Origin of the sequence: Pseudomonas monteilii, from assembly GCA_001534745.1 — a bacterium.
GTDB classification, from domain to species: domain Bacteria; phylum Pseudomonadota; class Gammaproteobacteria; order Pseudomonadales; family Pseudomonadaceae; genus Aquipseudomonas; species Aquipseudomonas alabamensis.
The window spans coordinates 2,920,265-2,943,774 of the sequence record CP013997.1 but is presented as its reverse complement, the minus strand read 5'-3'; the positions used below and the strand labels follow the sequence as shown (position 1 = coordinate 2,943,774).

At 64.1% G+C, this 23,510-nt stretch carries 14 protein-coding genes; 10 read left to right on the top strand and 4 right to left on the bottom strand.

Annotated elements, in window-relative coordinates; translation table 11 throughout:
- The first annotated feature begins 195 nt into the window (after nucleotides 1–195).
- The 7 genes from APT63_12695 (at nucleotide 196) to APT63_12665 (ending at nucleotide 10,645) form a co-directional block, all read left to right on the top strand.
- Nucleotides 196–3,027 (top strand): 2-oxoglutarate dehydrogenase subunit E1, encoded by a 2,832-nt coding sequence (locus APT63_12695; protein AMA46406.1) that lies wholly within the window; start codon nucleotides 196–198, stop codon nucleotides 3,025–3,027.
- Between the two features lie 38 nt (nucleotides 3,028–3,065).
- On the top strand, nucleotides 3,066–4,286 hold the full coding sequence (locus tag APT63_12690) for a dihydrolipoamide succinyltransferase (protein ID AMA46405.1): 1,221 nt from the start codon (nucleotides 3,066–3,068) through the stop codon (nucleotides 4,284–4,286).
- A gap of 109 nt (nucleotides 4,287–4,395) precedes the next feature.
- Nucleotides 4,396–5,832 (top strand): dihydrolipoamide dehydrogenase, encoded by a 1,437-nt coding sequence (locus tag APT63_12685; protein ID AMA46404.1) that lies wholly within the window; start codon nucleotides 4,396–4,398, stop codon nucleotides 5,830–5,832.
- Between the two features lie 171 nt (nucleotides 5,833–6,003).
- Nucleotides 6,004–7,170: a succinate--CoA ligase subunit beta gene (gene sucC, locus APT63_12680; protein AMA46403.1), complete on the top strand. Its 1,167-nt coding sequence runs from the start codon at nucleotides 6,004–6,006 to the stop codon at nucleotides 7,168–7,170.
- Nucleotides 7,170–8,051 carry a succinate--CoA ligase subunit alpha gene (locus APT63_12675; protein ID AMA46402.1) on the top strand — a complete coding sequence of 294 codons (882 nt, stop codon included), beginning with the start codon at nucleotides 7,170–7,172 and terminating at the stop codon, nucleotides 8,049–8,051. Before sucC ends, APT63_12675 begins: the two co-directional genes overlap by 1 nt.
- Nucleotides 8,052–8,414: 363 nt before the next feature.
- Nucleotides 8,415–9,728, top strand: a complete 1,314-nt coding sequence (locus tag APT63_12670; protein AMA46401.1) for a branched-chain amino acid ABC transporter substrate-binding protein — start codon at nucleotides 8,415–8,417, stop codon at nucleotides 9,726–9,728.
- A gap of 173 nt (nucleotides 9,729–9,901) precedes the next feature.
- The gene (locus APT63_12665) at nucleotides 9,902–10,645 is read left to right on the top strand and encodes a hypothetical protein (GenBank protein AMA46400.1); all 744 of its coding nucleotides are present in this window, start codon (nucleotides 9,902–9,904) and stop codon (nucleotides 10,643–10,645) included.
- Between the two features lie 74 nt (nucleotides 10,646–10,719).
- Here the strand turns inward: APT63_12665 and APT63_12660 are convergent, their stop codons facing one another.
- Nucleotides 10,720–10,995, bottom strand: coding sequence for a hypothetical protein (locus tag APT63_12660; protein ID AMA46399.1), 276 nt, complete (start codon nucleotides 10,993–10,995; stop codon nucleotides 10,720–10,722).
- Between the two features lie 272 nt (nucleotides 10,996–11,267).
- Here APT63_12660 and APT63_12655 point away from each other — a divergent pair, with 272 nt between their 5' ends.
- Nucleotides 11,268–13,175: a molecular chaperone HtpG gene (locus tag APT63_12655; GenBank protein ID AMA47892.1), complete on the top strand. Its 1,908-nt coding sequence runs from the start codon at nucleotides 11,268–11,270 to the stop codon at nucleotides 13,173–13,175.
- A gap of 86 nt (nucleotides 13,176–13,261) precedes the next feature.
- Nucleotides 13,262–13,987 carry a dienelactone hydrolase gene (locus tag APT63_12650; protein ID AMA46398.1) on the top strand — a complete coding sequence of 242 codons (726 nt, stop codon included), beginning with the start codon at nucleotides 13,262–13,264 and terminating at the stop codon, nucleotides 13,985–13,987.
- A 369-nt stretch (nucleotides 13,988–14,356) separates the two neighbouring features.
- Here APT63_12650 and APT63_12645 read toward each other — a convergent pair whose 3' ends face one another.
- The 3 genes from APT63_12645 to APT63_12635 form a co-directional block, all read right to left on the bottom strand.
- On the bottom strand, nucleotides 14,357–16,354 hold the full coding sequence (locus APT63_12645) for a helicase (GenBank protein ID AMA47891.1): 1,998 nt from the start codon (nucleotides 16,352–16,354) through the stop codon (nucleotides 14,357–14,359).
- A gap of 1,318 nt (nucleotides 16,355–17,672) precedes the next feature.
- Entirely contained in the window at nucleotides 17,673–18,245 is a 573-nt protein-coding gene (locus APT63_12640) for a hypothetical protein (GenBank protein AMA46397.1), read from the bottom strand.
- Between the two features lie 9 nt (nucleotides 18,246–18,254).
- Nucleotides 18,255–21,704 carry a transcription-repair coupling factor gene (locus APT63_12635; protein ID AMA46396.1) on the bottom strand — a complete coding sequence of 1,150 codons (3,450 nt, stop codon included), beginning with the start codon at nucleotides 21,702–21,704 and terminating at the stop codon, nucleotides 18,255–18,257.
- Nucleotides 21,705–21,871: 167 nt separating this feature from the next.
- Between APT63_12635 and APT63_12630 the strand changes: the two genes are divergently transcribed.
- The gene (locus APT63_12630) at nucleotides 21,872–23,335 is read left to right on the top strand and encodes a glyceraldehyde-3-phosphate dehydrogenase (protein ID AMA46395.1); all 1,464 of its coding nucleotides are present in this window, start codon (nucleotides 21,872–21,874) and stop codon (nucleotides 23,333–23,335) included.
- The last annotated feature ends 175 nt before the right edge of the window (nucleotides 23,336–23,510 follow it).

Genomic DNA, 23,510 nt, shown 5'->3' with positions numbered 1-23,510 from the left:
CGCCGAGGTGAAACCCGGGCATGGGCTCATAAGGCCCCGCTCATTACCCATGAAGCTATGAGACCAGCAGGGGCTTCCGGGCTGGTACCCGGAAATCTGCAGGATCCTCGGTGGCGCGATTGAGCCGCTGTATTCGGGCTTTTTCAGGCGTTCCCTGGCTCTTGTCGATCGTCCCCTAACCGAGGGTGACCAAGCATGCAAGAAAGCGTGATGCAGCGCATGTGGGAAAGCGCCCACCTTTCAGGTGGTAACGCTGCATATGTGGAAGAGCTCTACGAGCTTTACCTGCACGACCCTAACGCCGTGCCAGAAGAGTGGCGCACTTACTTCCAGAAGTTGCCCGCCGAAGGCAGCACCGCTACCGATGTTCCGCACTCCGCGATCCGTGACCATTTCGTGCTGCTGGCGAAGAACCAGCGCCGCGCCCAGCCGGTGTCTGCCGGGAGCGTGAGCAGTGAACACGAGAAGAAGCAGGTCGAGGTACTGCGACTGATCCAGGCCTTCCGCATGCGCGGCCATCAGGCTGCAAAACTCGACCCGCTGGGGTTGTGGCAGCGTCCTGCGCCTGTTGACCTGTCGATCAATCACTACGGCTTGACCAATGCCGACCTTGATACGACCTTCCGTGCCGGCGACCTGTACATCGGCAAAGAGGAGGCGAGCCTACGCGAAATCCTCGAGGCCCTCGAGAAGACATATTGTCGCACCATCGGTGCCGAGTTCGCCCACATCGTCGATTCCGAGCAGCGCAGCTGGTTCCAGCAGCGTCTGGAAAGCGTCCGTGGCCGTCCTGACTACTCCGCCGAGGTGCAAAGCCACCTGCTCGAGCGCGTGACCGCCGCCGAGGGTCTGGAAAAGTACCTGGGCACCAAGTACCCAGGCACCAAGCGTTTCGGCCTCGAGGGCGGCGAAAGCCTGATCCCGATGCTTGACGAGATGATCCAGCGTTCCGGTTCCTACGGCACCAAGGAAGTGGTCATCGGCATGGCCCACCGTGGCCGCCTCAACGTGCTGGTCAACACCTTCGGCAAGAGTCCTCGCGAGCTGTTCGACGAGTTCGAAGGCAAGAAGATGAACGAGCTGGGCTCCGGTGACGTGAAATACCACCAGGGCTTCTCCTCCAACGTGATGACCACCGGTGGCGAAGTCCACCTGGCCATGGCCTTCAACCCGTCGCACCTGGAGATCGTCTCCCCGGTGGTCGAGGGTTCGGTGCGTGCCCGCCAGGACCGCCGCAACGACCGCGTCGGCGACAAGGTACTGCCGATCACCATCCACGGCGATGCCGCGGTGGCCGGGCAGGGCGTGGTGATGGAAACCTTCCAGATGTCGCAGACCCGCGGTTTCAAGACCGGCGGCACCGTGCGCATCGTGATCAACAACCAGGTCGGTTTCACCATCAGCAACCCGTTGGACTCGCGCTCCACCGAGTACTGCACCGACGTCGCCAAGATGATCCAGGCGCCGATCCTGCACGTGAACGGCGATGACCCGGAAGCGGTGCTGTTCGTCACCCAGCTGGCCATCGACTACCGCATGCAGTTCAAGCGTGACGTGGTCATCGACCTGGTCTGCTACCGTCGTCGCGGCCACAACGAGGCCGACGAGCCCAATGGCACGCAGCCTCTGATGTACCAGCAGATCGGCAAGCAGCGCACCACGCGCGAGCTGTACGCCGAGGCGCTGATCAACGCCGGTCGCATCGAAGCCGAGCGCGCCCAGGCCAAGATCGACGACTACCGCAATGCGTTGGACAATGGCCTGCACGTGGTCAAGAGCCTGGTCAAGGAGCCGAACCGCGAGCTGTTCGTCGACTGGCGCCCGTACCTGGGTCACACCTGGACCGCCCGCCATGACACGCGCTTCGACCTCAAGACCTTGCAGGACCTGTCCGGCAAGCTGCTGACGCTGCCCGACGGCTTCGTCGTCCAGCGCCAGGTCTCGAAGATCTACGAAGACCGCCAGAAGATGCAGGCCGGTGGCCTGTCGATCAACTGGGGCTACGCCGAGACCATGGCCTACGCGACCTTGCTGTTCGAAGGTCACCAAGTGCGCATCACCGGCCAGGACGTCGGCCGTGGCACCTTCTCGCACCGCCATGCCGCGCTGCACAACCAGAAGGACGCCAGCACCTACCTGCCGCTGCAGAACCTCTTCCCGGGCCAGCCGAGCTTCGAGCTGTACGACTCGTTCCTGTCCGAAGAAGCGGTCCTGGCCTTCGAATACGGCTACTCGACCACCACGCCGAACGCGCTGGTGATCTGGGAAGCGCAGTTCGGTGACTTCGCCAACGGCGCCCAGGTGGTGATCGACCAGTTCATCACCAGCGGCGAGCACAAGTGGGGTCGTCTGTGCGGCCTGACCATGCTGCTGCCACATGGCTACGAAGGGCAGGGGCCGGAGCACTCCTCCGCGCGTCTGGAGCGTTACCTGCAGCTGTGCGCCGAGCACAACATCCAGGTCTGCGTCCCGACCACGCCCGCGCAGATCTACCACCTGCTGCGTCGTCAGGTCATCCGCCCGCTGCGCAAGCCGCTGGTGGTGCTCACGCCCAAATCGCTGCTGCGTCACAAGCTGGCGGTCTCGACCCTCGAAGACCTCGCCGAAGGCTCGTTCCAGACGGTGATCCCGGAAGTCGATGCGATCGACCCGGCCAAGGTGGAGCGCCTGGTGCTGTGCAGCGGCAAGGTCTACTACGACCTGCTGGAAAAACGCCGTGCCGAAGGTCGTGAAGACACGGTCATTCTGCGCATCGAACAGCTGTATCCGTTCCCCGAGGACGATCTGGTCGAGATCCTTGCCGCCTACACCCAGCTCAAGCATGCGGTGTGGTGCCAGGAAGAACCGATGAACCAGGGCGCCTGGTACAGCAGCCAGCACCACATGCGCCGTATCCTGAACCGCCTCGATCCGTCGCTGGTTCTGGAGTACGCCGGCCGCGACGCGTCCGCCGCGCCTGCCTGTGGTTACGCTTCGATGCACGCCGAGCAGCAGGAACGCCTGCTGCAAGCCGCCTTCACTGTCTGATGCTTCGCACAAGAAACCGTATTTAAGGAAACCTGAGAATGGCTATCGAGATCAAAGCCCCAACCTTCCCGGAATCGGTCGCCGACGGCACCGTTGCCACCTGGCACAAGCAGCCGGGCGAAGCGGTCAAGCGCGACGAACTGATCGTCGACATCGAGACCGACAAGGTGGTGCTGGAAGTCCTGGCAACCGCCGATGGCGTGCTGGGTGACATCGTCAAGGGCGAGGGCGACACCGTCCTGTCCGACGAAGTCCTGGGCTCGATCGTGGAGGGCGGCGCTGCCGCCGCGCCTTCGGCTGCACCGGCCGCTGCGCCTGCGGCCGCGCCGAGCGCTGCTGCCGATGCAGGCGAAGACGACCCGATCGCGGCACCTGCCGCGCGCAAGCTGGCCGAAGAGAACGGCATCGACCTGGCGACCGTGAGCGGGACCGGCAAGGGTGGCCGCGTGACCAAGGAAGACATGGTCGCCGCCATCGCCAACAAGAAGTCGGCGCCGGCGCCTGCCGCCAAGCCGGCTGCGCCTGCCGCGGCACCGGTGGTCACCAGTGGTGGCGACCGCACCGAGAAGCGCGTGCCGATGACCCGTCTGCGCGCCAAGATCGCCGAGCGTCTGGTCGAAGCCCAGTCGAACATGGCCATGCTGACCACCTTCAACGAAGTCGACATGACCGAAGTCATGGCCCTGCGTTCGAAGTACAAGGACCTGTTCGAGAAGACCCACAACGGCGTACGCCTGGGCTTCATGTCGTTCTTCGTCAAGGCGGCCACCGAGGCGCTCAAGCGCTTCCCGGCGGTCAATGCCTCGATCGACGGCAACGACATCGTCTACCACGGTTATGCCGACGTCGGCGTGGCCGTGTCCAGCGACCGTGGCCTGGTGGTACCGGTGCTGCGCAACGCCGAGCAGATGAGCCTGGCCGAGATCGAGAACGGCATCGCCACCTTCGGCAAGAAGGCCCGTGACGGCAAGCTGGCCATCGAAGAAATGACCGGTGGTACCTTCACCATCACCAACGGTGGTACATTCGGCTCGATGATGTCCACGCCGATCGTCAACCCACCTCAGGCGGCGATCCTGGGCATGCACAACATCATCCAGCGTCCGATGGCGGTCAATGGCCAGGTGGTCATCCGTCCGATGATGTACCTGGCCCTGTCCTACGATCACCGCCTGATCGACGGTAAAGAGGCCGTGACCTTCCTGGTGACCATCAAGAACCTGCTGGAAGATCCGTCCCGCCTGCTGCTGGACATCTAATCACACAGCTGTGAGTGGCAAGCCCCAGGCGCCACGCTTCGAGTCGAAGCGAATCGCCTTTCAGCCTGTCGCTCACAGCTTGTAGCTTGTTGCTGAAAAGGAATCCCTTATGACCCAGAAATTCGACGTGGTAGTGATTGGTGCAGGTCCTGGCGGCTACGTGGCCGCCATCAAGGCCGCCCAACTCGGTCTGACCACTGCCTGCATCGAGAAGTACACCGACGCCGAGGGCAAGCAAGCGCTGGGCGGTACGTGCCTGAACGTGGGTTGCATTCCTTCCAAGGCCCTGCTGGACAGCTCCTGGAAGTACAAGGAAGCCAAAGAGAGCTTCAGCGTGCACGGGATCTCCACGGGTGACGTGAAGATGGACGTGCCGGCGATGGTTGGGCGCAAGGCCAACATCGTCAAGAACCTCACCGGCGGCGTCGCCACGCTCTTCAAGGCCAATGGCGTCACTTCGATCCAGGGCCACGGCAAGCTGCTGGCCGGCAAGAAGGTCGAAGTCACCAAGCCTGACGGTTCCACCGAGATCATCGAAGCCGAGAACGTGATCCTGGCCTCCGGCTCGCGTCCGATCGACATTCCACCGGCGCCGGTCGACCAGAAGGTCATCGTCGATTCCACCGGTGCCCTGGAATTCCAGCAGGTGCCACAGCGCCTGGGCGTCATCGGTGCCGGCGTGATCGGCCTGGAACTGGGTTCGGTCTGGTCGCGCCTGGGTGCACAGGTCACCGTGCTCGAAGCCCTGGACACCTTCCTGATGGCCGCTGACGCTGCCGTCTCCAAGGAAGCCCAGAAGATCCTCACCAAGCAGGGCCTGGACATCAAGCTCGGCGCCCGCGTGACCGGTTCCCAGGTCAACGGCGACGAAGTCGAAGTGACCTACACCGACGCCAACGGCGAGCAGAAGATCACCTTCGACCGCCTGATCGTCGCGGTCGGCCGCCGTCCGGTGACCACCGACCTGCTGGCCAGCGACAGTGGCGTGGACATCGACGAGCGTGGCTACATCTACGTCGACGACCAGTGCGCGACCAGCGTCCCAGGCGTCTATGCCATCGGTGACGTGGTGCGTGGCCTGATGCTGGCGCACAAGGCCTCGGAAGAGGGCATCATGGTCGTCGAGCGCATCAAGGGTCACAAGGCCCAGATGAACTACGACCTGATCCCGTCCGTGATCTACACCCACCCGGAAATCGCCTGGGTTGGCAAGACCGAGCAGACCTTGAAGGCCGAAGGCGTTGAGGTTAACGTGGGCACCTTCCCGTTCGCGGCCAGCGGCCGTGCGATGGCGGCCAACGACACCGGTGGTTTCGTCAAGGTCATCGCCGATGCCAAGACCGACCGCGTACTGGGCGTTCACGTGATCGGCCCATCGGCTGCAGAGCTGGTGCAGCAGGGCGCGATCGCCATGGAATTCGGCACCAGTGCCGAGGACCTGGGCATGATGGTCTTCTCCCATCCGACCCTGTCCGAAGCGCTGCACGAAGCCGCGCTGGCGGTGAATGGCGGTGCCATTCACGTTGCCAACCGTAAGAAGCGTTAATCATAAGAAACCACGGCGGTCTGCCCGTCGTGAGTCTTGCGTGCATGACTCACCGCGGAATGTCCGCCGGATCGGGCCCGAGGCACTGGCCGAGAGCTAACGGTCACAGGTGGTGCGGCCCCAGCGATGGGGCAGCGCCGAAGCGCAGTACTAACGAAGACGGTAAAAAGCATGAATCTTCACGAGTATCAGGGTAAGCAGCTGTTCGCTGAATACGGCCTGCCAGTTTCCAAGGGTTTCGCGGTCGACACCCCTGAAGAAGCCGCAGAAGCCTGCGACAAGATCGGCGGCAACGAGTGGGTCGTCAAGGCCCAGGTCCACGCCGGTGGTCGCGGCAAGGCGGGCGGCGTCAAGCTGGTCCGTAGCAAGGAAGACGCCAAGGCGTTCGCTGCACAGTGGCTGGGCAAGAACCTGGTGACCTACCAGACCGACGCCAACGGCCAACCGGTATCTAAGATTCTGGTCGAATCCTGCACCGACATCGCCAAGGAGCTGTACCTGGGCGCCGTCGTCGACCGTTCGAGCCGTCGCATCGTGTTCATGGCCTCCACCGAAGGTGGCGTGGACATCGAGAAAGTCGCGCACGACACCCCCGAGAAGATCCTCAAGGCCACCATCGATCCGCTGGTCGGCGCTCAGCCGTTCCAGGGCCGTGAGCTGGCGTTCCAGCTGGGTCTGGAAGGCAAGCAAGTCACCCAGTTCGCCAAGATCTTCGTCGGTCTGGCCAAGCTGTTCAAGGATCACGACCTGGCCCTGCTGGAAGTGAACCCGCTGGTGATCAAGGCCGATGGCGACCTGCACTGCCTCGATGCCAAGATCAACATCGACGCCAACGCCATGTACCGTCAGCCCAAGCTGAAGACCTTCCACGACCCGTCCCAGGACGACGCCCGTGAAGCCCACGCTGCCAAGTTCGAACTGAACTACGTCGCCCTCGAAGGCAACATCGGCTGCATGGTCAACGGTGCTGGCCTGGCCATGGGTACCATGGACATCGTCAACCTGCACGGCGGCAAGCCGGCCAACTTCCTGGACGTCGGCGGTGGCGCCACCAAGGAACGCGTGACCGAAGCCTTCAAGATCATCCTGTCCGACAGCAATGTCGCGGCCGTGCTGGTCAACATCTTCGGCGGCATCGTTCGCTGCGACATGATTGCCGAAGGCATCATCGGCGCCGTGAAAGAAGTCGGCGTCAAGGTACCGGTTGTCGTCCGTCTGGAAGGCAACAACGCCGAACTGGGCGCTAAAGTACTGGCAGAAAGCGGTTTGAACATCATTGCTGCAACCAGCCTGACCGACGCTGCTCAACAAGTTGTCAAAGCTGCGGAGGGCAAGTAATGAGCGTCCTGATCAATAAAGACACCAAGGTCATCTGCCAGGGCTTCACCGGCTCGCAGGGCACCTTCCACTCCGAACAGGCCATCGCCTACGGCACCCAGATGGTCGGCGGCGTGACCCCGGGCAAGGGCGGCACCACTCACCTGGGCCTGCCGGTGTTCAACACCGTGAAAGAAGCCGTCGAAGCCACGGGCGCCGACGCTTCGGTCATCTACGTACCGGCTCCGTTCTGCAAGGACTCGATCCTGGAAGCGGCCCTGGGCGGCATCAAGCTGATCGTCTGCATCACCGAAGGCATCCCGACCCTGGACATGCTGGACGCCAAGGTCAAGTGCGACGAACTGGGCGTGACCCTGATCGGCCCGAACTGCCCAGGCGTCATCACCCCGGGCGAGTGCAAGATCGGCATCATGCCAGGTCACATCCACTTGCCAGGCAAGGTCGGTATCGTGTCGCGCTCCGGCACCCTGACCTACGAAGCCGTCAAGCAGACCACCGACGCCGGCTTCGGCCAGTCGACCTGCGTCGGCATCGGCGGTGACCCGATCCCAGGTTCGAACTTCATCGACATCCTGAAGCTGTTCCAGGAAGACCCGAAGACCGAAGCGATCGTCATGATCGGTGAGATTGGCGGTTCGGCCGAAGAAGAAGCCGCGGCCTACATCAAGGCCCACGTGACCAAGCCAGTCGTGTCCTACATTGCCGGTGTGACTGCACCTGCCGGCAAGCGCATGGGCCACGCGGGCGCGATCATCTCCGGCGGCAAAGGTACTGCCGACGAGAAGTTCGCCGCCCTGCAGGACGCCGGTGTGAAAACCGTCCGTTCGCTGGCCGACATCGGCAAGGCCCTGGCCGAGCTGACTGGCTGGCAAGCCAAGTAATAAACAGCACCCCCACGCAGTCGAGAGGCCACCTTCGGGTGGCCTTTTGCGTTTGGGCGAGCCTGTAAGCCCACCTCTATCGCCATGATAGGAATTTTCCGACAGACACCGCCGACAAACGCCCGATAATGGTGCCCATCGTCATCTGCACAGAAGGCAAAGGCTCCCCAAACCGCGCTTCCCGTCACTGTTTCAGTGCGTTCAGCCGGTAAATTCGGTACCCTACGCGCCACTCTGTGCCCGTCTCCCAAAAGGGGGCGACACGCTAAACGGGTCTGGCTCAACCAAGCCGGGCAGCATTCCCGCTATCCCATGGGAATTCCCCTCTCGAACCCCGATTTCAGCAGTGTGGTACTTCTTTCGATGAAAGTCTTAAAAGGCCAGGACATCCTGGCACTTGGTTTCATGACGTTCGCGCTTTTCGTCGGTGCGGGCAACATCATCTTTCCGCCCATCGTCGGCCTGCAGGCCGGTCCGAACGTGTGGATGGCGGCGCTTGGCTTCCTGGTCACCGCTGTCGGCCTGCCGGTCGTCACGGTCATCGCCCTGGCCAAGGTCGGTGGTGGCATGGATGCCCTGAGCAGCCCGATCGGCAAGTTCTTCGGTGGACTGCTGGCGGCCGTGTGCTACCTGTCGGTCGGGCCGCTGTTCGCTACCCCGCGCACCGCGACCGTGTCCTTCGAAGTGGGCATCGCGCCGCTGACCGGTGAAAGCCCGACGGCGTTGTTCATCTACAGCCTGGTCTACTTCCTGATCGTGCTGGCCGTGTCCATGTACCCGGGCAAGCTGCTCGATACCGTGGGCCGCTTCCTCGCGCCCCTGAAGATCGTCGCCCTGGCGGCTCTGGGCATCGCGGCCTTCATGCTGCCGGCAGGCAGCGTCGGCGAGGCCCAGCCGGAATACGTGGCGGCGCCGTTCTCCAACGGCTTCATCAACGGCTACCTGACCATGGACACCCTGGGTGCGTTGGTCTTCGGTATCGTCATCGTCAACGCGATTCGCTCGCGCGGTGTCGAGTCGCCCAAGCTGATCACGCGCTACGCCATCATCGCCGGCCTGATCGCCGGCGTCGGTCTGGCGCTGGTCTATGTCAGCCTGTTCCGCCTAGGCTCGGACAGCCACGCGATTGCCGCCGGTGCCAGCAACGGCGCAGCCGTCCTGCATGCCTATGTGCAGCACACCTTCGGGTCGCTGGGCAGTGGTTTCCTGGCAGTGCTGATCGCCCTGGCGTGCCTGGTCACGGCCGTAGGTCTGACCTGTGCCTGCGCCGAGTACTTCAGCCAGGTCCTGCCGTTGTCCTACCGCGCCCTGGTGGTGATCCTGGCAGGCTTCTCGCTGCTGGTGTCGAACCTGGGCCTGACCAAGCTGATCCTGTTCTCGGTCCCGGTGCTGACGGCCATCTACCCGCCGTGCATCGTGGTGGTGGCGTTGAGCTTCTGCAAAGGCCTGTTCAAGTCGCCGGCGCGCATCTTCGGCCCGGTCATGCTGGTCTCGCTGATCTTCGGCCTGATCGATGCGCTCAAGGGCACCGGCCTGAAGGCCTACCTGCCGGAGGTCGTGAACCAGCTGCCGCTGAGCGAACAGAACCTGGCCTGGCTCGTGCCGTCGGTGGCGACGCTCGCCGTGGTGTTCGTCATCGACCTGATGCTTGGCAAGCCCCGCCACGTGCTGGCCTGATGGGTAACCCGAATGGCGCTGGCCACAAGCCCTATCGCGCCCTTCGGTAAGCCGATCCAACCCCGTCTCGTGCAGAGGCGGGGTTTTTTTATGCCCATCGGGGTGTCGTTCACGCCCTTCACGCTGTCGAATGCCGACGTCATTCCCCTGCACCGAACACGCACGAGAACGCCATGGACTACCTGAACAACAATCTGGCCAACCTGCTCGCCGCCTGCTGGTTCATCGCCTGCTGGGCCGGCTATACCCGCTATGCCAGCTGGAAAGCCCGTGACACGGCCTGCCTGGCCAGTGTCCTGCACCTGTACCGGCATGACTGGATGCGCCGCATGCTGCTGCGCGAGAACCGCATCGCCGACGCCAGCGTGATCGGCAACCTGGAGCGCAACGCCTCGTTCTTCGCTTCCAGCACTTTGATCATCCTGGCCGGTATCCTGACCGTGCTTGGCGCGTCCGATCGCGCGCTGTCGCTACTGGCCGACCTGCCATTCGTGCAGCCGACCTCGCAAGGGGTGTCCGAGCTCAAGCTGTTGTGCCTGGCCACGGTGTTCGTCTATGCCTTCTTCACCTTCAGCTGGTGCATGCGCCAGTACAACTTCGCCGCCACCCTGGTCGGGTCGGCGCCGATGATCAGCGAACGCAATGTCAGCGACCTCGAACGCCAGGCGTTTGCCAAAAGGGCCGCGCGCGTGTTGTCGATGGCGGCCAACCAGTTCAACTTTGGCCTGCGCTCGTATTACTTCGGCATGGTGATGTTGAGCTGGTTCATCAGCCCTTGGTTGTTCATGGCGATGAGCATGGGCGTGGTCTTCATCCTGTACCGACGCGAGTTCCACTCGGACGTCCTGTCGGTAATGGTGTTCACCCCGACGGAGATGCGTCTTTCAGAGCCTGGCAAAGAACCGAGCGCGCCGTAGGCGATACAGGGGAGGGTAAAACGCGCCCATAAAAAAACCCGACAGCGTCGGGTTTTCTTGAACGGCGTGTCGTCTTACTGACGAGCAGGCTCGGCCGGAGCAGTCACCGGAGCGGTGGTGTTCGGCGAAGCTTCCTGAGCGGCCTTGCGGTTAGCTTCGGCCTGGTCTTTGGCGGCTTCGGCGTTTTCTTCGGCAGCGTCGTTCACTTTGTCCTGGGCATCGTTCATTTTCTCTTGAGCATTTTCACGGTGCTCTTGAGCGTCCTGCGCCTTGTTTTCGCTTGCCTTATCGCACGCGGCCAGGCCCATGGCAGCAGCCAGCATCAGAGCAAAAGCAAAAGGTTTACGCATGGGTGTTTCTCCTTGTTGAATAAGTGAGTTGTTCCTTCGAGCTTGGGCCTGTGGCATTAGTTCCACGGTGTCGAAAGATATCTAATCGACCGTTTCCTGTTCCTTTTGACCCGGCCTGTGTGGCCTGTGACGCAGGGTGAGGTCGACCGGTTTCGCACCTTGATAGCCCCGGCACTTGAAAAGCGTTCGCCTGCCCCCATCTGGAAGTCATCACGCCCATCACGCGTCCTTAGCGTGTGGCGCCATCTGCCATTGATCGGAGTTTGAAGACCATGAGTGTGGATACTCAAAAAGAAACCCTGGGCTTCCAGACCGAGGTGAAGCAGCTGCTGCACCTCATGATCCATTCCTTGTACTCGAACAAGGAAATCTTCCTGCGGGAACTGATCTCCAACGCCTCGGACGCCGCCGACAAGCTGCGCTTCGAAGCCCTGGCCAAGCCGGAACTGCTCGAAGGCGGCTCGGAACTGAAGATCCGCGTCAGCTTCGACAAGGAAGCCGGCACGGTCACCCTGGAAGACAATGGCATCGGCATGAACCGCGATGACGTCATCGCGCACCTGGGCACCATCGCCAAGTCCGGCACCGCCGACTTCATGAAGAACCTGACCGGTGACCAGAAGAAGGACTCGCACCTGATCGGTCAGTTCGGTGTGGGCTTCTACTCCGCGTTCATCGTCGCCGACCAGGTCGACGTCTACACCCGTCGCGCCGGTACGTCGGCCTCCGAGGGCGTGCACTGGTCCTCCAAGGGCGAGGGCGAGTTCGAAGTCGCTACCATCGACAAGCCCGAGCGCGGCACCCGCATCGTCCTTCACCTGAAGAAGGACGAACAGGAGTTCGCCGATGGCTGGCGTCTGCGCAACGTGATCAAGAAGTACTCCGATCACATCGCGCTGCCGATCGAGCTGCCCAAGGAGCAGGCCGAGGCAGCCGAAGGCGAGGAGCAGCCGGCCCAGGAATGGGAAACCGTCAACCGTGCCAGCGCCCTGTGGACCCGTCCGCGTACCGAGATCAAGGACGAGGAATACCAGGAGTTCTACAAGCACATCGGCCACGATTTCGAAAACCCGCTGGCCTGGAGCCACAACAAGGTCGAGGGCAAGCTCGAGTACAACTCGCTGCTCTACGTACCGGCCCGTGCACCGTTCGACCTGTATCAGCGTGAAGCGCCGCGTGGCCTGAAGCTGTACGTGCAGCGTGTGTTCATCATGGACCAGGCCGAGTCCTTCCTGCCGCTGTACCTGCGCTTCATCAAGGGCGTGGTCGACTCCAACGACCTGTCGCTGAACGTTTCGCGTGAAATCCTGCAGAAAGACCCGATCATCGATTCGATGAAGTCGGCGCTGACCAAGCGCGTGCTGGACATGCTGGAAAAGCTGGCCAAGAACGAACCCGAGCAGTACAAGGGCTTCTGGAAGAACTTCGGTCAGGTCCTCAAGGAAGGCCCTGCTGAGGACTTCGCCAACAAGGAGAAGATCGCCGGCCTGCTGCGCTTCGCCTCGACCCACGACGACAGCGGCGAGCAGAGCGTCTCCCTGGCCGACTACCTGGCCCGTGCCAAGGACGGTCAGGACAAGCTCTACTACCTCACCGGCGAGTCCTACGCACAGGTCAAGAACAGCCCGCACCTGGAAGTCTTCCGCAAGAAAGGCATCGAAGTGCTGCTGCTGACCGACCGTATCGACGAGTGGCTGATGAGCTACCTGAGCGAGTTCGACGGCAAGTCGTTCGTCGATGTGGCCCGTGGCGACCTGGACCTGGGTCAGCTGGACTCCGAGGAAGACAAGAAAGCCCAGGAAGAAGTCGCCAAGGACAAGGAAGGGCTGGTCGAGCGTCTCAAGGGCGCACTGGGTGACAGCGTCGCCGAAGTCCGCGTCTCGCACCGCCTGACCGACTCGCCAGCGATCCTGGCCATCGGCGAACAGGACCTGGGCCTGCAGATGCGCCAGATCCTCGAGGCCAGCGGGCAGAAGGTGCCGGAATCCAAGCCGATCTTCGAGTTCAACCCCACTCACCCGCTGATCGAGAAGCTCGATCACGAGCAGAGCGAGGACCGCTTCGCCGAGCTGTCGCACATCCTCTTCGACCAGGCTGCCCTGGCCGCGGGCGACAGCCTGAAGGATCCGGCCGCTTACGTGCGCCGTCTGAACAAGCTGCTGGTCGAGCTGTCTGCTTGAATTGACGTCTGACGTACAAGAGGCCCGCTGGGGTGACGCGTAGCGCGTTGCCCCGGCGGGCCTTTTTCATGGACCAGGAGAATGCAATGAGCAAGGTAATCGTCGAATCGCTGAAGTACCACGTCGCCGGCCAGGCCTACGAAAGCCGTCTGGCCTACGAGCAGGATGGCGTGCCCCGTCCGGCACTGATCATGGCGCCGAACTGGATGGGCATCGGCGAAGGCGCCGAACGCATCGCCCGGGAGGTCGCCGAGCAGGGCTATGTGGTCTTGATCGCCGACCTGTATGGGCAATCGGTGCGGCCCTCGAATGCCGATGAGGCGGCCGCGGCCATGATGCCCTTGAAGGACGACCGCGCTGAGCTGCGCGCGCGCATGGAGGCTGCGCTGGCGCAACTGCTCGGGCAGTCCCAGGCCGTGCTGGAGCCAGGGCAGGTCGCCGCGTTCGGCTTCTGCTTCGGTGGTTGCTGTGTATTGGAGCTGGCACGTGCCGGTGCCGAGCTCAAGGCAGCGGTATCCTTCCACGGGACGCTGGACACGCCAGATCCTGCCGACGCCCGACGCATCAAGGGTTCTGTGCTGGTGCTGCACGGGGCGGACGATCCGCTGGTTCCCAAGGAACAGCTGCCGGCGTTCGAGCAGGAAATGAGCGCCGCCCATGTCGATTGGCAGCTGGTCAGCTATGGTGGCGCGGTGCATTCGTTCACCGATCCAGAGGCCAACGTGCCCGGCAAGACTCAGTACGACCCCCGCACCTCGGCACGGGCGTTCCGCGCCATGTACAACCTGCTGGATGAAGTGTTCCCGCTCTGAGTCCGGTGGTTGGCTTGCCAGCGATAGGGCCCCGCCAGGTGCCGCCTGCATCGCGGGCAAGCCCGCTCCCACACTACCGCGATCGCCTGCACCACTGCGATGTCACTACGGGTGTAGGAGCGGCCCCAGTGCCGCGATTGGGCCCGTAGGGCCCATCTATAAGCCCATGCGGTCGGGCGTGTACCCAGTAGAAAAAGACAGTTGCTTCCGCAGGCTACTTGCGCAGCCATGTCCACAGCGGCAGGCTGCCGAGATCTGGGTGGGAGCTGGCTTGCCAGCGATAGGGCCCTGTCAGGCGCTGGCTACCTCGCAGGCAAGCCCACTCTCGCAGGCTGCATTCCTTGCCGAACCGATATGGTTGTCCGACGCCTAGCGTGCCTTGGGCAACGGGGCGAACAGGGCGTCGATGTCGTCGTCGCCCAGCTTCCACTGGTTGGCTTCGCCACCCTCGAGCAGGCTGTTGGCCAGGGCGGCCTTTTCCTGCTGGAGCGCATGGATCTTTTCTTCGACGGTACCGCGCGTGATCATCTTGTAGACGAAGACCGGCTTGTCCTGGCCGATCCTGTACGCACGATCGGTCGCCTGGTGCTCGCTGGCCGGGTTCCACCAGGGGTCGTAGTGGATCACCGTGTCGGCCGCCGTCAGGTTCAGGCCTGTTCCGCCGGCTTTCAGGCTGATCAGGAACACGTCACGCTCGCCCTCCTGGAACAGGCGTACCGGCGTGCGCCGATCCCGGGTGTCGCCCGTCAGCACGGTGTAGCGCACCTGCCGCTCGATCAGCTCCTGCTCGATCAACGCCAGCATCGAGGTGAACTGCGAAAACACCAGCACCCGTCGCCCTTCGCCCAGCAATTCCTCCAGCACCTGCAAAAGGCTGCCCAGCTTGCCCTTGTCGGCCTGGTTGGCCGGTGCCTCGAGGCCCTTGACCAAGCGCAGGTCGCAGCACACCTGGCGCAGCTTGAGCAGCGCGTCGAGGATCACGATCTGGCTGCGCGCCGCCCCTTTGCGTGAGACCTCGTCGCGGACTTTCTTGTCCATGGCCACGCGCACGGTTTCGTAGGTGTCGCGTTGGGCGTCGCTGAGTTCGACCCAGTGCACCATCTCGGTCTTGGGAGGCAGTTCGCGGGCCACCTGTTCCTTGGTGCGCCGCAGCAGGAACGGGCGTAGCCGGGCCACCAGGTGCGCCAGGCGCTCGTTGTCGCCATGCTTTTCGATCGGGTTGCGATAGGCCTGGTTGAAGTGCTTCTGGTCACCCAGCCAGCCCGGCATGAGCAAGTGGAAGATCGACCACAGCTCGCCCAGGTTGTTTTCCATCGGCGTGCCGGTCAGGCAGAGGCGCTGCCCGGCGTGCAGTTCGCGCGCGGCCAGGGCGGCCTTGCTGCGGGCATTCTTGATGTTCTGCGCTTCGTCGAGGATCAGCGCGTGCCAGGTCAGCGGTTTGAAGTGTTCAAGGTCGCGAGGCAGCAGGGCATAGGTGGTCAGGACGATGTCATGATCGCGCAACTGGTCGAACAGCTTGGCTCGAGCCGAGCCGTGCACGGCCAGCACCTTGAGCTGCGGCGTGAAGCGCTGTGCTTCGTCCAGCCAGTTGGGAATCAGGCTGGTGGGCAGGACCACCAGCGCCGGCGCGGTCAGGCGTCCGGCCTGCTTGTCCAGCAACAGGTGCGCCAACGTCTGCAGGGTCTTGCCCAGCCCCATGTCGTCGCCCAGGATGCCGCCGATCTGGAGTTCGCGCAGGGCCTGCAGCCAGTTGAGCCCTTCCAGCTGATAGGGGCGCAGAGTGGCGTTCAGGCCGTCCGGCGGCTGTACCTGCCGTTCGCGTGCCTGACGCAGGCCGGTGGCCAGCGCGCGTGTCTTTTCGCCGCCCTGCCACAGCAACGGCACGTCTTCGAGCGCATCGAGCCGCGAGGCGTCCGCGCGGTCCAGGCGGATGCTCGGGCCATGGCCAGGGTCGTCCATGTACAGCCCGGCCAGGGTGCCCATCACGGCCTTGATCCGCCCATAGGGCAGGGCGACGCGCAAAGGCGGATGGCTGTCGTGGCGCGCGCGATTGAGGTCGATCAGCAGGTGCTCGTCATCACCGCGCCTGGCCAACTCGTGGGGGCGGAGCAGTTCGGGGTTGCTGCGCAGCAGGTGCAGCAGGATCGGCAGCAGGCTGTGGCGTTCGCCATCGACCACGATCCCCAGCTCCAGGTCGAACCATTCGCGGCCCTGGCCTTCGTCGATGTCGGCATACCAGTCCTGCACCTGACGCAGGTCGAAGGCGAAGTCGCGTTGGGCGTGCACCTCCCAGCCGGCCTCGCGCAAAGCCGGCAGGTCGTCGCGCACGAAACGCAGCCACGCCTCGTCGTCGGGCAGTTGCAGCATCTCGCCGGCCTGCGCGGGCAGGGCCTTGCTCTGCCGCGTGGCCGGCGTGAAGCCCAGGGTCTTGAGGACTTGGCGCAGGCGTTTTTCTTCGGCGGGCTGGCGCTGGATACGCTGGCTGACGTCGCCTTTGATGCGCGTCAGCGGCTGGTTCGCGTCGCCACTGGCGCGCGTGCCGTCGTAGAGAAACGCCAGCGCGGCCCGGTGCTGCATCTGTCGTTGCATGCGCCCGCTCTTGGGCGCATAGGCGCTGAATTCGACGCTGCCCAGCGCCAGGTAGGGGGTGGGCTTGATGTCGTCGAGCTGTTCGGTCTTGACCTGGGTCGGGGTCGGCACCTGACGGTTCAGCTCGTTCAGGCGCAGGCTCAGTGGCACGATCAGGTGCTCGGGCACCCGGGGCGCGCGGGCCAGCTGGCTGGCGATGAATGGGTCGAAGTCGTGACGCAGCTTGCCCACTCGAGAGGTCGCGCTGTCGATGTAGTACAGCGGATTGAGCGGCAGCACGTGGTCGAACGCACCGTCGATGGGGTGCCAGGCGCCCGCGTAGCTGCCGTCGTCCTGGCGCACCCAGCGAAACTCCGCCGACTGCTCCTGGCCGGCCTGCAGCGTCTGGATCTGCTCGTCATGCAGCAGGCGTCCGGTGGCCAATGCGTATTCGAGCAATTCGGCGCCGGATTTGCCGTCAAGGACGATGCCATCGGCGTGACGGTGCTCGACCCGCTGGGTTTCCATCAGCCGCAGCAGCCGCGCATCGTCCTCGGTGACGAACTTGGGCGGGTAGTAGAGCAGGTCGACCAGTGAGCCCTGACGTGCCAGTTGCAGCTCGCCGTTACTCGTCCGCGTCCCTTTGCAGACCTGCAGCACGCACACGTCTTCGTCCATCCCGACACGGTAGAACAGCGCGCGGCCTTTCTTGTCGACGCGCACCGACGGGTCGGCATCGGCCGAGGTGAAGGTCGACAGCCAGTGATTCAGGCGCGGTGACAATTGCGTCGGGGCGTGTTCGACAGGCGTGCCCTGGAAGGCATCCTGGCGCAAGGTGAAGAGCACGGCGGCGCAGTGTTTGCAGTTGAGGGCGACCGGGCATGAGCAGGCGCCCATGATGGTGAAGTCGCGGCCGCTCGAGATCTCGATGAACTGCCTGTAGCGCTGATCGGCGGACCCCTCGCAGGTGGCTTCGACGTGATGCGCCTGCACCTGGATCAGCCTCACCCGGCCTTGTGACGCATAGTTGCGAGCGCGGCCCAGGGTCGCGCGGTCGAAGGATCTGAACCAGGTGTCGTGCTTCAACAGGCGGTGCGGCAGGTCGGTTTCGCTCACCTCAAGGCTCCAGCATCTGCTCGGCCGGTGCGGGTGCGGTACGGGCACCGACCGGGGCGATCTTCAGCAGCATGGCCAGGTGCCCGCCGTCGAGGTAGATCAGCTGGTTGTGCTTGACCGTGCGGTTGTCCTGCTCGAACAGCTCGCTCTGGACCACGCCGCCGTTGCCGTCCAGCTGGTTGACCCGCACGCGCGCCTGCACCTCGACGAAGCGCGCCTGGGCGATCGACAGGGTACCTTCGATGGGGAAGCGTCCGAACTGTTCGTCACCGGCGCTGACGGCCACGGTCACCGGCTCGGCACCCACCGGCTGTTGCCAGGCGCGGTGCAGCAGGATGCTGTAATCGGTGTTGGTCGCCAATGGCTCGATACGTTCATCCAGCGTGGTAGGCCGGCTGTCGCGCTCGCCCAGGCGCAGCACATCGGCGCTCCAGTGCGGCGCGGCATAGGGGCTGGTGACGGCCGGAACGCCGTTCTGGCGCAACAGGACCATCTCCACACGGTACAGCGTGTCGCCGAAGGCGGCGGGGGCGACGAGCGCCAGCAACGGGATCAGAAGACGCAAGGTTCGCATGACTCGTCCTTAGGCAGGCTGCGGGGCGAGGCGCTCGAACAGCGCCTCCAGGGTATTGAAGCGCTCGTCCGGCCGCTCCATGGGGACCATGAAGCGGAACTGCGTGGCGCCTTCGAGCTTGTACCGCTTGGGTTGGGACTGGATCAGCTTGATCAGCGTGATCGGCTCCACCGGCGTGTCGGGCTCGAACTCGATCTTGCCGCCATTGGGGCCGGCGTCGACCTTCTTGATGCCCAGCGTTTCGGCCTTGAGCTTGAGCTCGGTCAGGCGGATCAGGTTCTTGGTCGGTTCGGGCAGCAGGCCGAAGCGGTCGATCATCTCCACTTGCAGGTCCTTGAGGCCTTCTTCGTCGGCGGCCGAGGCGATGCGCTTGTAGAGGATCAGGCGGGCATGCACGTCGGGCAGGTAGTCTTCGGGGATCAGCGCGGGCAGACGCAGGTTGATCTCCGGGCCGCCGCCGAGCGGTTGCTCCAGGTTCGGCTGGGTGCCCTTGCGGATGGCCTTGACCGCACGCTCGAGCATTTCCATGTACAGGGTGAAGCCCACCGCCTGGATCTGCCCGCTCTGGCCTTCGCCGAGCAGTTCGCCAGCGCCGCGGATTTCCAGGTCGTTGGTGGCCAGGACGAAGCCTGCCCCCAGGTCCTGGGTGTTGGCGATCGCCTCCAGACGCTTTTCGGCGTCGGCGCTGATGCCCTGGCGGGCCGGCGTCAGCAGATAGGCGTAGGCCTGGTGGTGACTGCGCCCGACGCGGCCACGCAGCTGGTGCAGCTGGGCCAGGCCGAACTTGTCGGCGCGCTCGATGACGATGGTGTTGGCGCTGGGCACGTCGATGCCGGTCTCGATGATGGTCGAGGCCACCAGCACGTTGAAGCGCTTGTGGTAGAAGTCGCTCATCACCTGTTCGAGCTCACGCTCGCGCATCTGCCCATGGCCGATGCCGATGCGCGCTTCGGGCACCAGTTCGGCCAGGTCGGCGGCGCATTTCTCGATGGTCTTGACGTCGTTGTGCAGGTAGTACACCTGGCCGCCGCGCAGCAGTTCGCGCAGCAGCGCCTCCTTGACCGTGCTGTTGTTCTGCTCCATGACGAAGGTGCGCACCGACAGGCGCCGCGCCGGGGGCGTGGCGATGATCGACAGGTCGCGCATGCCGGCCACGGCCATGTTCAGGGTCCGCGGGATCGGCGTGGCGGTCAGGGTGAGGATGTCCACCTCGCTGCGCAGGGCTTTGAGCTGCTCCTTCTGGCGCACGCCGAAGCGGTGCTCCTCGTCGATGATCACCAGGCCCAGGTCCTTGAAGGTGACGTCGTCCTGCAGCAGCTTGTGGGTGCCGATGAGGATGTCGATCTTGCCTTCGGCCAGGCTCGCGGCGGCGGCCGAGACTTCCTTGGCCGACTTGAAGCGGCTCATCACCTCGACCGTCACCGGCCAGTCGGCGAAGCGGTCGCGGAAGCTGTTGTAGTGCTGCTGGGCGAGCAGGGTGGTGGGCACCAGCACGGCCACCTGACGCCCGCTGTGCACGGCGATGAACGCTGCGCGCATGGCCACTTCGGTCTTGCCGAAGCCGACGTCGCCACAGACCAGGCGGTCCATCGGCTTGCCGGCGAGCATGTCCAGGCGCACTGCCTCGATGGCGTTCTGCTGGTCGGGGGTCTCCTCGAACGGGAAGCCGGCGCTGAAGGTCGCGTAGTCGGCCGCCGGGTCGGCGAAGGCATGGCCCTTGCGCGCCGCACGTCGGGCATAGATGTCGAGCAGCTCGGCGGCCACGTCGCGCACCTGCTCGGCGGCCTTGCGCTTGGCTTTCTGCCAGGTCTCCGAGCCCAGGCGGTGCAGTGGCGCCAGGGCATCGTCGCTGCCGGTGTAGCGGGCGATCAGGTGCAGGTTGGCCACCGGCACGTACAGCTTGGCGTTCTCGGCGTATTCGAGGGTGAGGAATTCTGCCGCCTGGCCGTCGATCTCCAGGGTGGCCAGGCCCAGGTAGCGCCCGACCCCGTGGTCGATGTGCACCACCGGTGCGCCTTCGCGCAGCTCGGTGAGGTTCTTGATGACCGCGTCGTTGGCCACCTCGCCGCGCTTCTCGCGACGGCGACGCTGCATCACGCGCTGACCGAACAGCGGGCTTTCGGCCACCAGCGCGATGGCCGGGTCCTCCAGCAGCAGGCCGTCTTCCAGCGGCGCGATGGTGATCGCCAGGCGTTCGTCACCGGTGACGAAGTCCATCCAGCCGTCGACGGTGCGCGGGCGTAGCTTGAGGCGTTCGAGCAGCTCCAGCATCACCTCGCGGCGGCCTGCCGATTCGGCCGTGAACAGCACGCGTCCGTCGAACCCTTCGAGGAAGCCCGCCAGCGCGGCGAGCGGCTGGCTGGCCTTGGCTTCGATCGCCAGGTTGGGCAGCACGCGCGCCGGGAAGCGTTGGCGCCCGGCACCGCTGTCGAGGTCGTCGGCGCTGACCACCACCCGTGGCCATTGCTTGAGCCGGGCGAAGCAGTCTTCCACCGGCAGGAACAGCTCGGCCGGTGGCAGCAACGGTCGGCTCAGGTCGCCACGACGGTCTTCGTAACGGCCGCGGACGTCGTTCCAGAAGTGCTCGGCGGCCTGCTCGACCCCAGGCAGGGAAAACACCTGGGTGTCGGCCGGCAGGTAGTCGAACAGCGTCGAGCTCTCTTCGAAGAACAGCGGCAGGTAGTATTCGATGCCGGCCGGGATGATGCCGCTGGCCAGGTCCTGAAAGATCGCGCTGCGCCGGAAGTCGACGTCGAAGCGTTCGCGAAAGCGTGCCTTGAAGCGGGTCACGGCTTCCTTCTGCAAGGGGAATTCACGGGCCGGCAGCAGGCGCACCGAGTCGACCTTGTCGATCGAGCGCTGGGTCTCCGGGTCGAAGGTGCGCAGCGTTTCGATCTCGTCGTCGAACAGGTCGATGCGGTAGGGCTGGCGGCTGCCCATGGGGAACAGGTCGATCAGCGCGCCGCGCACGGCGAACTCGCCATGCTCGTAGACGGTGTCGACGCAGCGGTAGCCGCTCGCTTCCAGGCGGCTGCGCATCTGCTCGACGTCGAGGGTCTGGCCGACGTCCAGCACCAGGCTGCTGCCGAGCAGGAAACTGGTCGGCGCCAGGCGGTGCAGGGCCGTGGTGATCGGCACCACGAGGATGCCGTGCTGCAGCTCGGGCAGCCGATAGAGGCTGGCGATGCGCTGGGAGATGATGTCCTGGTGCGGCGAGAACAGATCGTAGGGCAGGGTCTCCCAGTCGGGGAACGGCAGCACCGGCAGGTCGGGCGCGAAGAAGCGCAGCTCCTGTTCGAGGCGGTCCGCGCTCTGGCTGTCGGCGGTCAGCAGCAAGGTGAAGCGCTTGGCGCTGCTGGCGGCCTCGGCGATGGCCAGGCTGAGGGAGGCTCCGGGGAGGTTGCCCCAGGTTTGTTTGCCGGCCGTGGCCGACAGGTGCGGTAGGCGCAGAACTGACACGGTCTCTCGGACTCCCAGCGTTTCGGCAAAGAGGTCGATTGTACCGGTGCGCGGGCCTGCTGTCAGGTTCGTGCGCGGCCGAGACGCGGGTTTCACGCACCTGGCAGGGACGCATTGCCCGATGCAGCGCGGGGCGTCATAATGTAGCCCCTTTTTTCTGTCCCTACATGTGGAAGGTTACCGTGAATCAGAAGCCCGACCAGTGTCTTGGTGAATGGATCGACCGTGAAGCCCTGGCTGAAGCGATGATCCCGCTTATCGGTCAGCTCTACCGCAACAACAACGTGGTGAGCTCGATCTATGGCCGCAGCCTGATCAACCGTTCGGTGATCTCGATCCTCAAGGCCCACCGCTTCGCCCGTCACCGCCAGAGCGACGAAGCCGAGCTGTCGGTTCACGAGACGTTCCCGCTGCTCAAGGCCATGAGCGAGCTGAAGCTGGGCGCCGCCTCGGTCGACCTGGGCAAGCTCGCCAACAAGTTCAAGCGTGAAGGCAATGGCCGCAGCGCCGAGCAGTTCGTGCGCGAAGAGCTGGCCGATGTCGTGGGCCAGCAGAGCACCGCGGCGAGCAAGGGCACCGACGTGGTGCTGTACGGCTTCGGTCGTATCGGCCGCCTGCTGGCGCGCATCCTGATCGAGAAGACCGGCGGTGGCGACGGCCTGCGCCTGCGTGCGATCGTCGTGCGCAAGGGCGCCGACAATGACCTGGTCAAGCGCGCCAGCCTGCTGCGCCGCGACTCGGTGCACGGTCCGTTCGACGGCACCATCGTGGTCGACGAGGCCAACAACACCATCACCGCCAACGGCAACCTGATCCAGGTGATCTACTCCAACGACCCGACCACCGTGGACTACACCCAGTACGGCATCCAGAATGCCCTGCTGGTGGACAACACCGGCAAGTGGCGTGACGCCGAAGGCCTGGGCCAGCACCTCAAGTGCCCGGGTGTCGACCGTGTGATCCTCACCGCACCGGGCAAGGGCGCGCTGAAGAACATCGTGCATGGCATCAACCACGGCGAGATCACCGCCGACGACAAGATCGTCTCGGCCGCCTCCTGCACCACCAACGCCATCGTGCCGGTGCTCAAGGCCGTCAACGACCAGTACGGCATCGTCAACGGCCACGTCGAAACCGTTCACTCGTTCACCAACGACCAGAACCTGATCGACAACTTCCACAAGGGCAGCCGCCGTGGCCGCGCCGCGCCGCTGAACATGGTCATCACCGAGACCGGTGCCGCCACCGCCGCCGCCAAGGCACTGCCGGTGCTCAAGGGCAAGCTGACCGGCAACGCCATCCGCGTACCTACGCCGAACGTCTCGATGGCCATTCTCAACCTGAATCTCGAGAAGGCCACCACCCGCGAAGAGATCAACGAGTACCTGCGCCAGACGGCCATGCACTCGGAACTGCACAAGCAGATCGACTACGTCAGCTCGCAGGAAGTGGTCTCCACCGACTTCGTCGGCTCGCGTTACGCCGGTGTGGTCGATGCCGAAGCCACCATCAGCAATGACAACCGTGTCGTGCTCTACGTCTGGTACGACAACGAGTTCGGCTACAGCTGCCAGGTCGTGCGCGTGATGGAAGACATGGCCGGGGTCAACCCGCCAGCGTTCCCTCGCTAAGCGATGCGTTCACGAGAAACGGGAGCCCATGGGCTCCCGTTTCTCGTTGGGGCGAGCGGCAACGGCTCCAAGACGATGTAGTGGCGCCGAAAATGGCCTACGACACGACCAAGGGTTAATGTGCACGTCGTCCGGTCTTGAGTAGACTGTACGCGAATTTTTTTCATGGCGCCGA

What these genes read in the sequence shown, in the direction of transcription:
- sucC (AMA46403.1), top strand. Translation starts at nt 6,004, where the DNA reads ATGAATCTTCACGAGTATCAGGGTAAGCAGCTGTTCGCTGAATACGGC.
- APT63_12640 (AMA46397.1), bottom strand. Translation starts at nt 18,245, where the DNA reads ATGCGAACCTTGCGTCTTCTGATCCCGTTGCTGGCGCTCGTCGCCCCC.
- APT63_12675 (AMA46402.1), top strand. Translation starts at nt 7,170, where the DNA reads ATGAGCGTCCTGATCAATAAAGACACCAAGGTCATCTGCCAGGGCTTC.
- APT63_12690 (AMA46405.1), top strand. Translation starts at nt 3,066, where the DNA reads ATGGCTATCGAGATCAAAGCCCCAACCTTCCCGGAATCGGTCGCCGAC.
- APT63_12645 (AMA47891.1), bottom strand. Translation starts at nt 16,354, where the DNA reads ATGCTGCAACTGCCCGACGACGAGGCGTGGCTGCGTTTCGTGCGCGAC.
- APT63_12630 (AMA46395.1), top strand. Translation starts at nt 21,872, where the DNA reads ATGTGGAAGGTTACCGTGAATCAGAAGCCCGACCAGTGTCTTGGTGAA.
- APT63_12660 (AMA46399.1), bottom strand. Translation starts at nt 10,995, where the DNA reads ATGCGTAAACCTTTTGCTTTTGCTCTGATGCTGGCTGCTGCCATGGGC.
- APT63_12655 (AMA47892.1), top strand. Translation starts at nt 11,268, where the DNA reads ATGAGTGTGGATACTCAAAAAGAAACCCTGGGCTTCCAGACCGAGGTG.
- APT63_12665 (AMA46400.1), top strand. Translation starts at nt 9,902, where the DNA reads ATGGACTACCTGAACAACAATCTGGCCAACCTGCTCGCCGCCTGCTGG.
- APT63_12650 (AMA46398.1), top strand. Translation starts at nt 13,262, where the DNA reads ATGAGCAAGGTAATCGTCGAATCGCTGAAGTACCACGTCGCCGGCCAG.
- APT63_12695 (AMA46406.1), top strand. Translation starts at nt 196, where the DNA reads ATGCAAGAAAGCGTGATGCAGCGCATGTGGGAAAGCGCCCACCTTTCA.
- APT63_12685 (AMA46404.1), top strand. Translation starts at nt 4,396, where the DNA reads ATGACCCAGAAATTCGACGTGGTAGTGATTGGTGCAGGTCCTGGCGGC.
- APT63_12670 (AMA46401.1), top strand. Translation starts at nt 8,415, where the DNA reads ATGAAAGTCTTAAAAGGCCAGGACATCCTGGCACTTGGTTTCATGACG.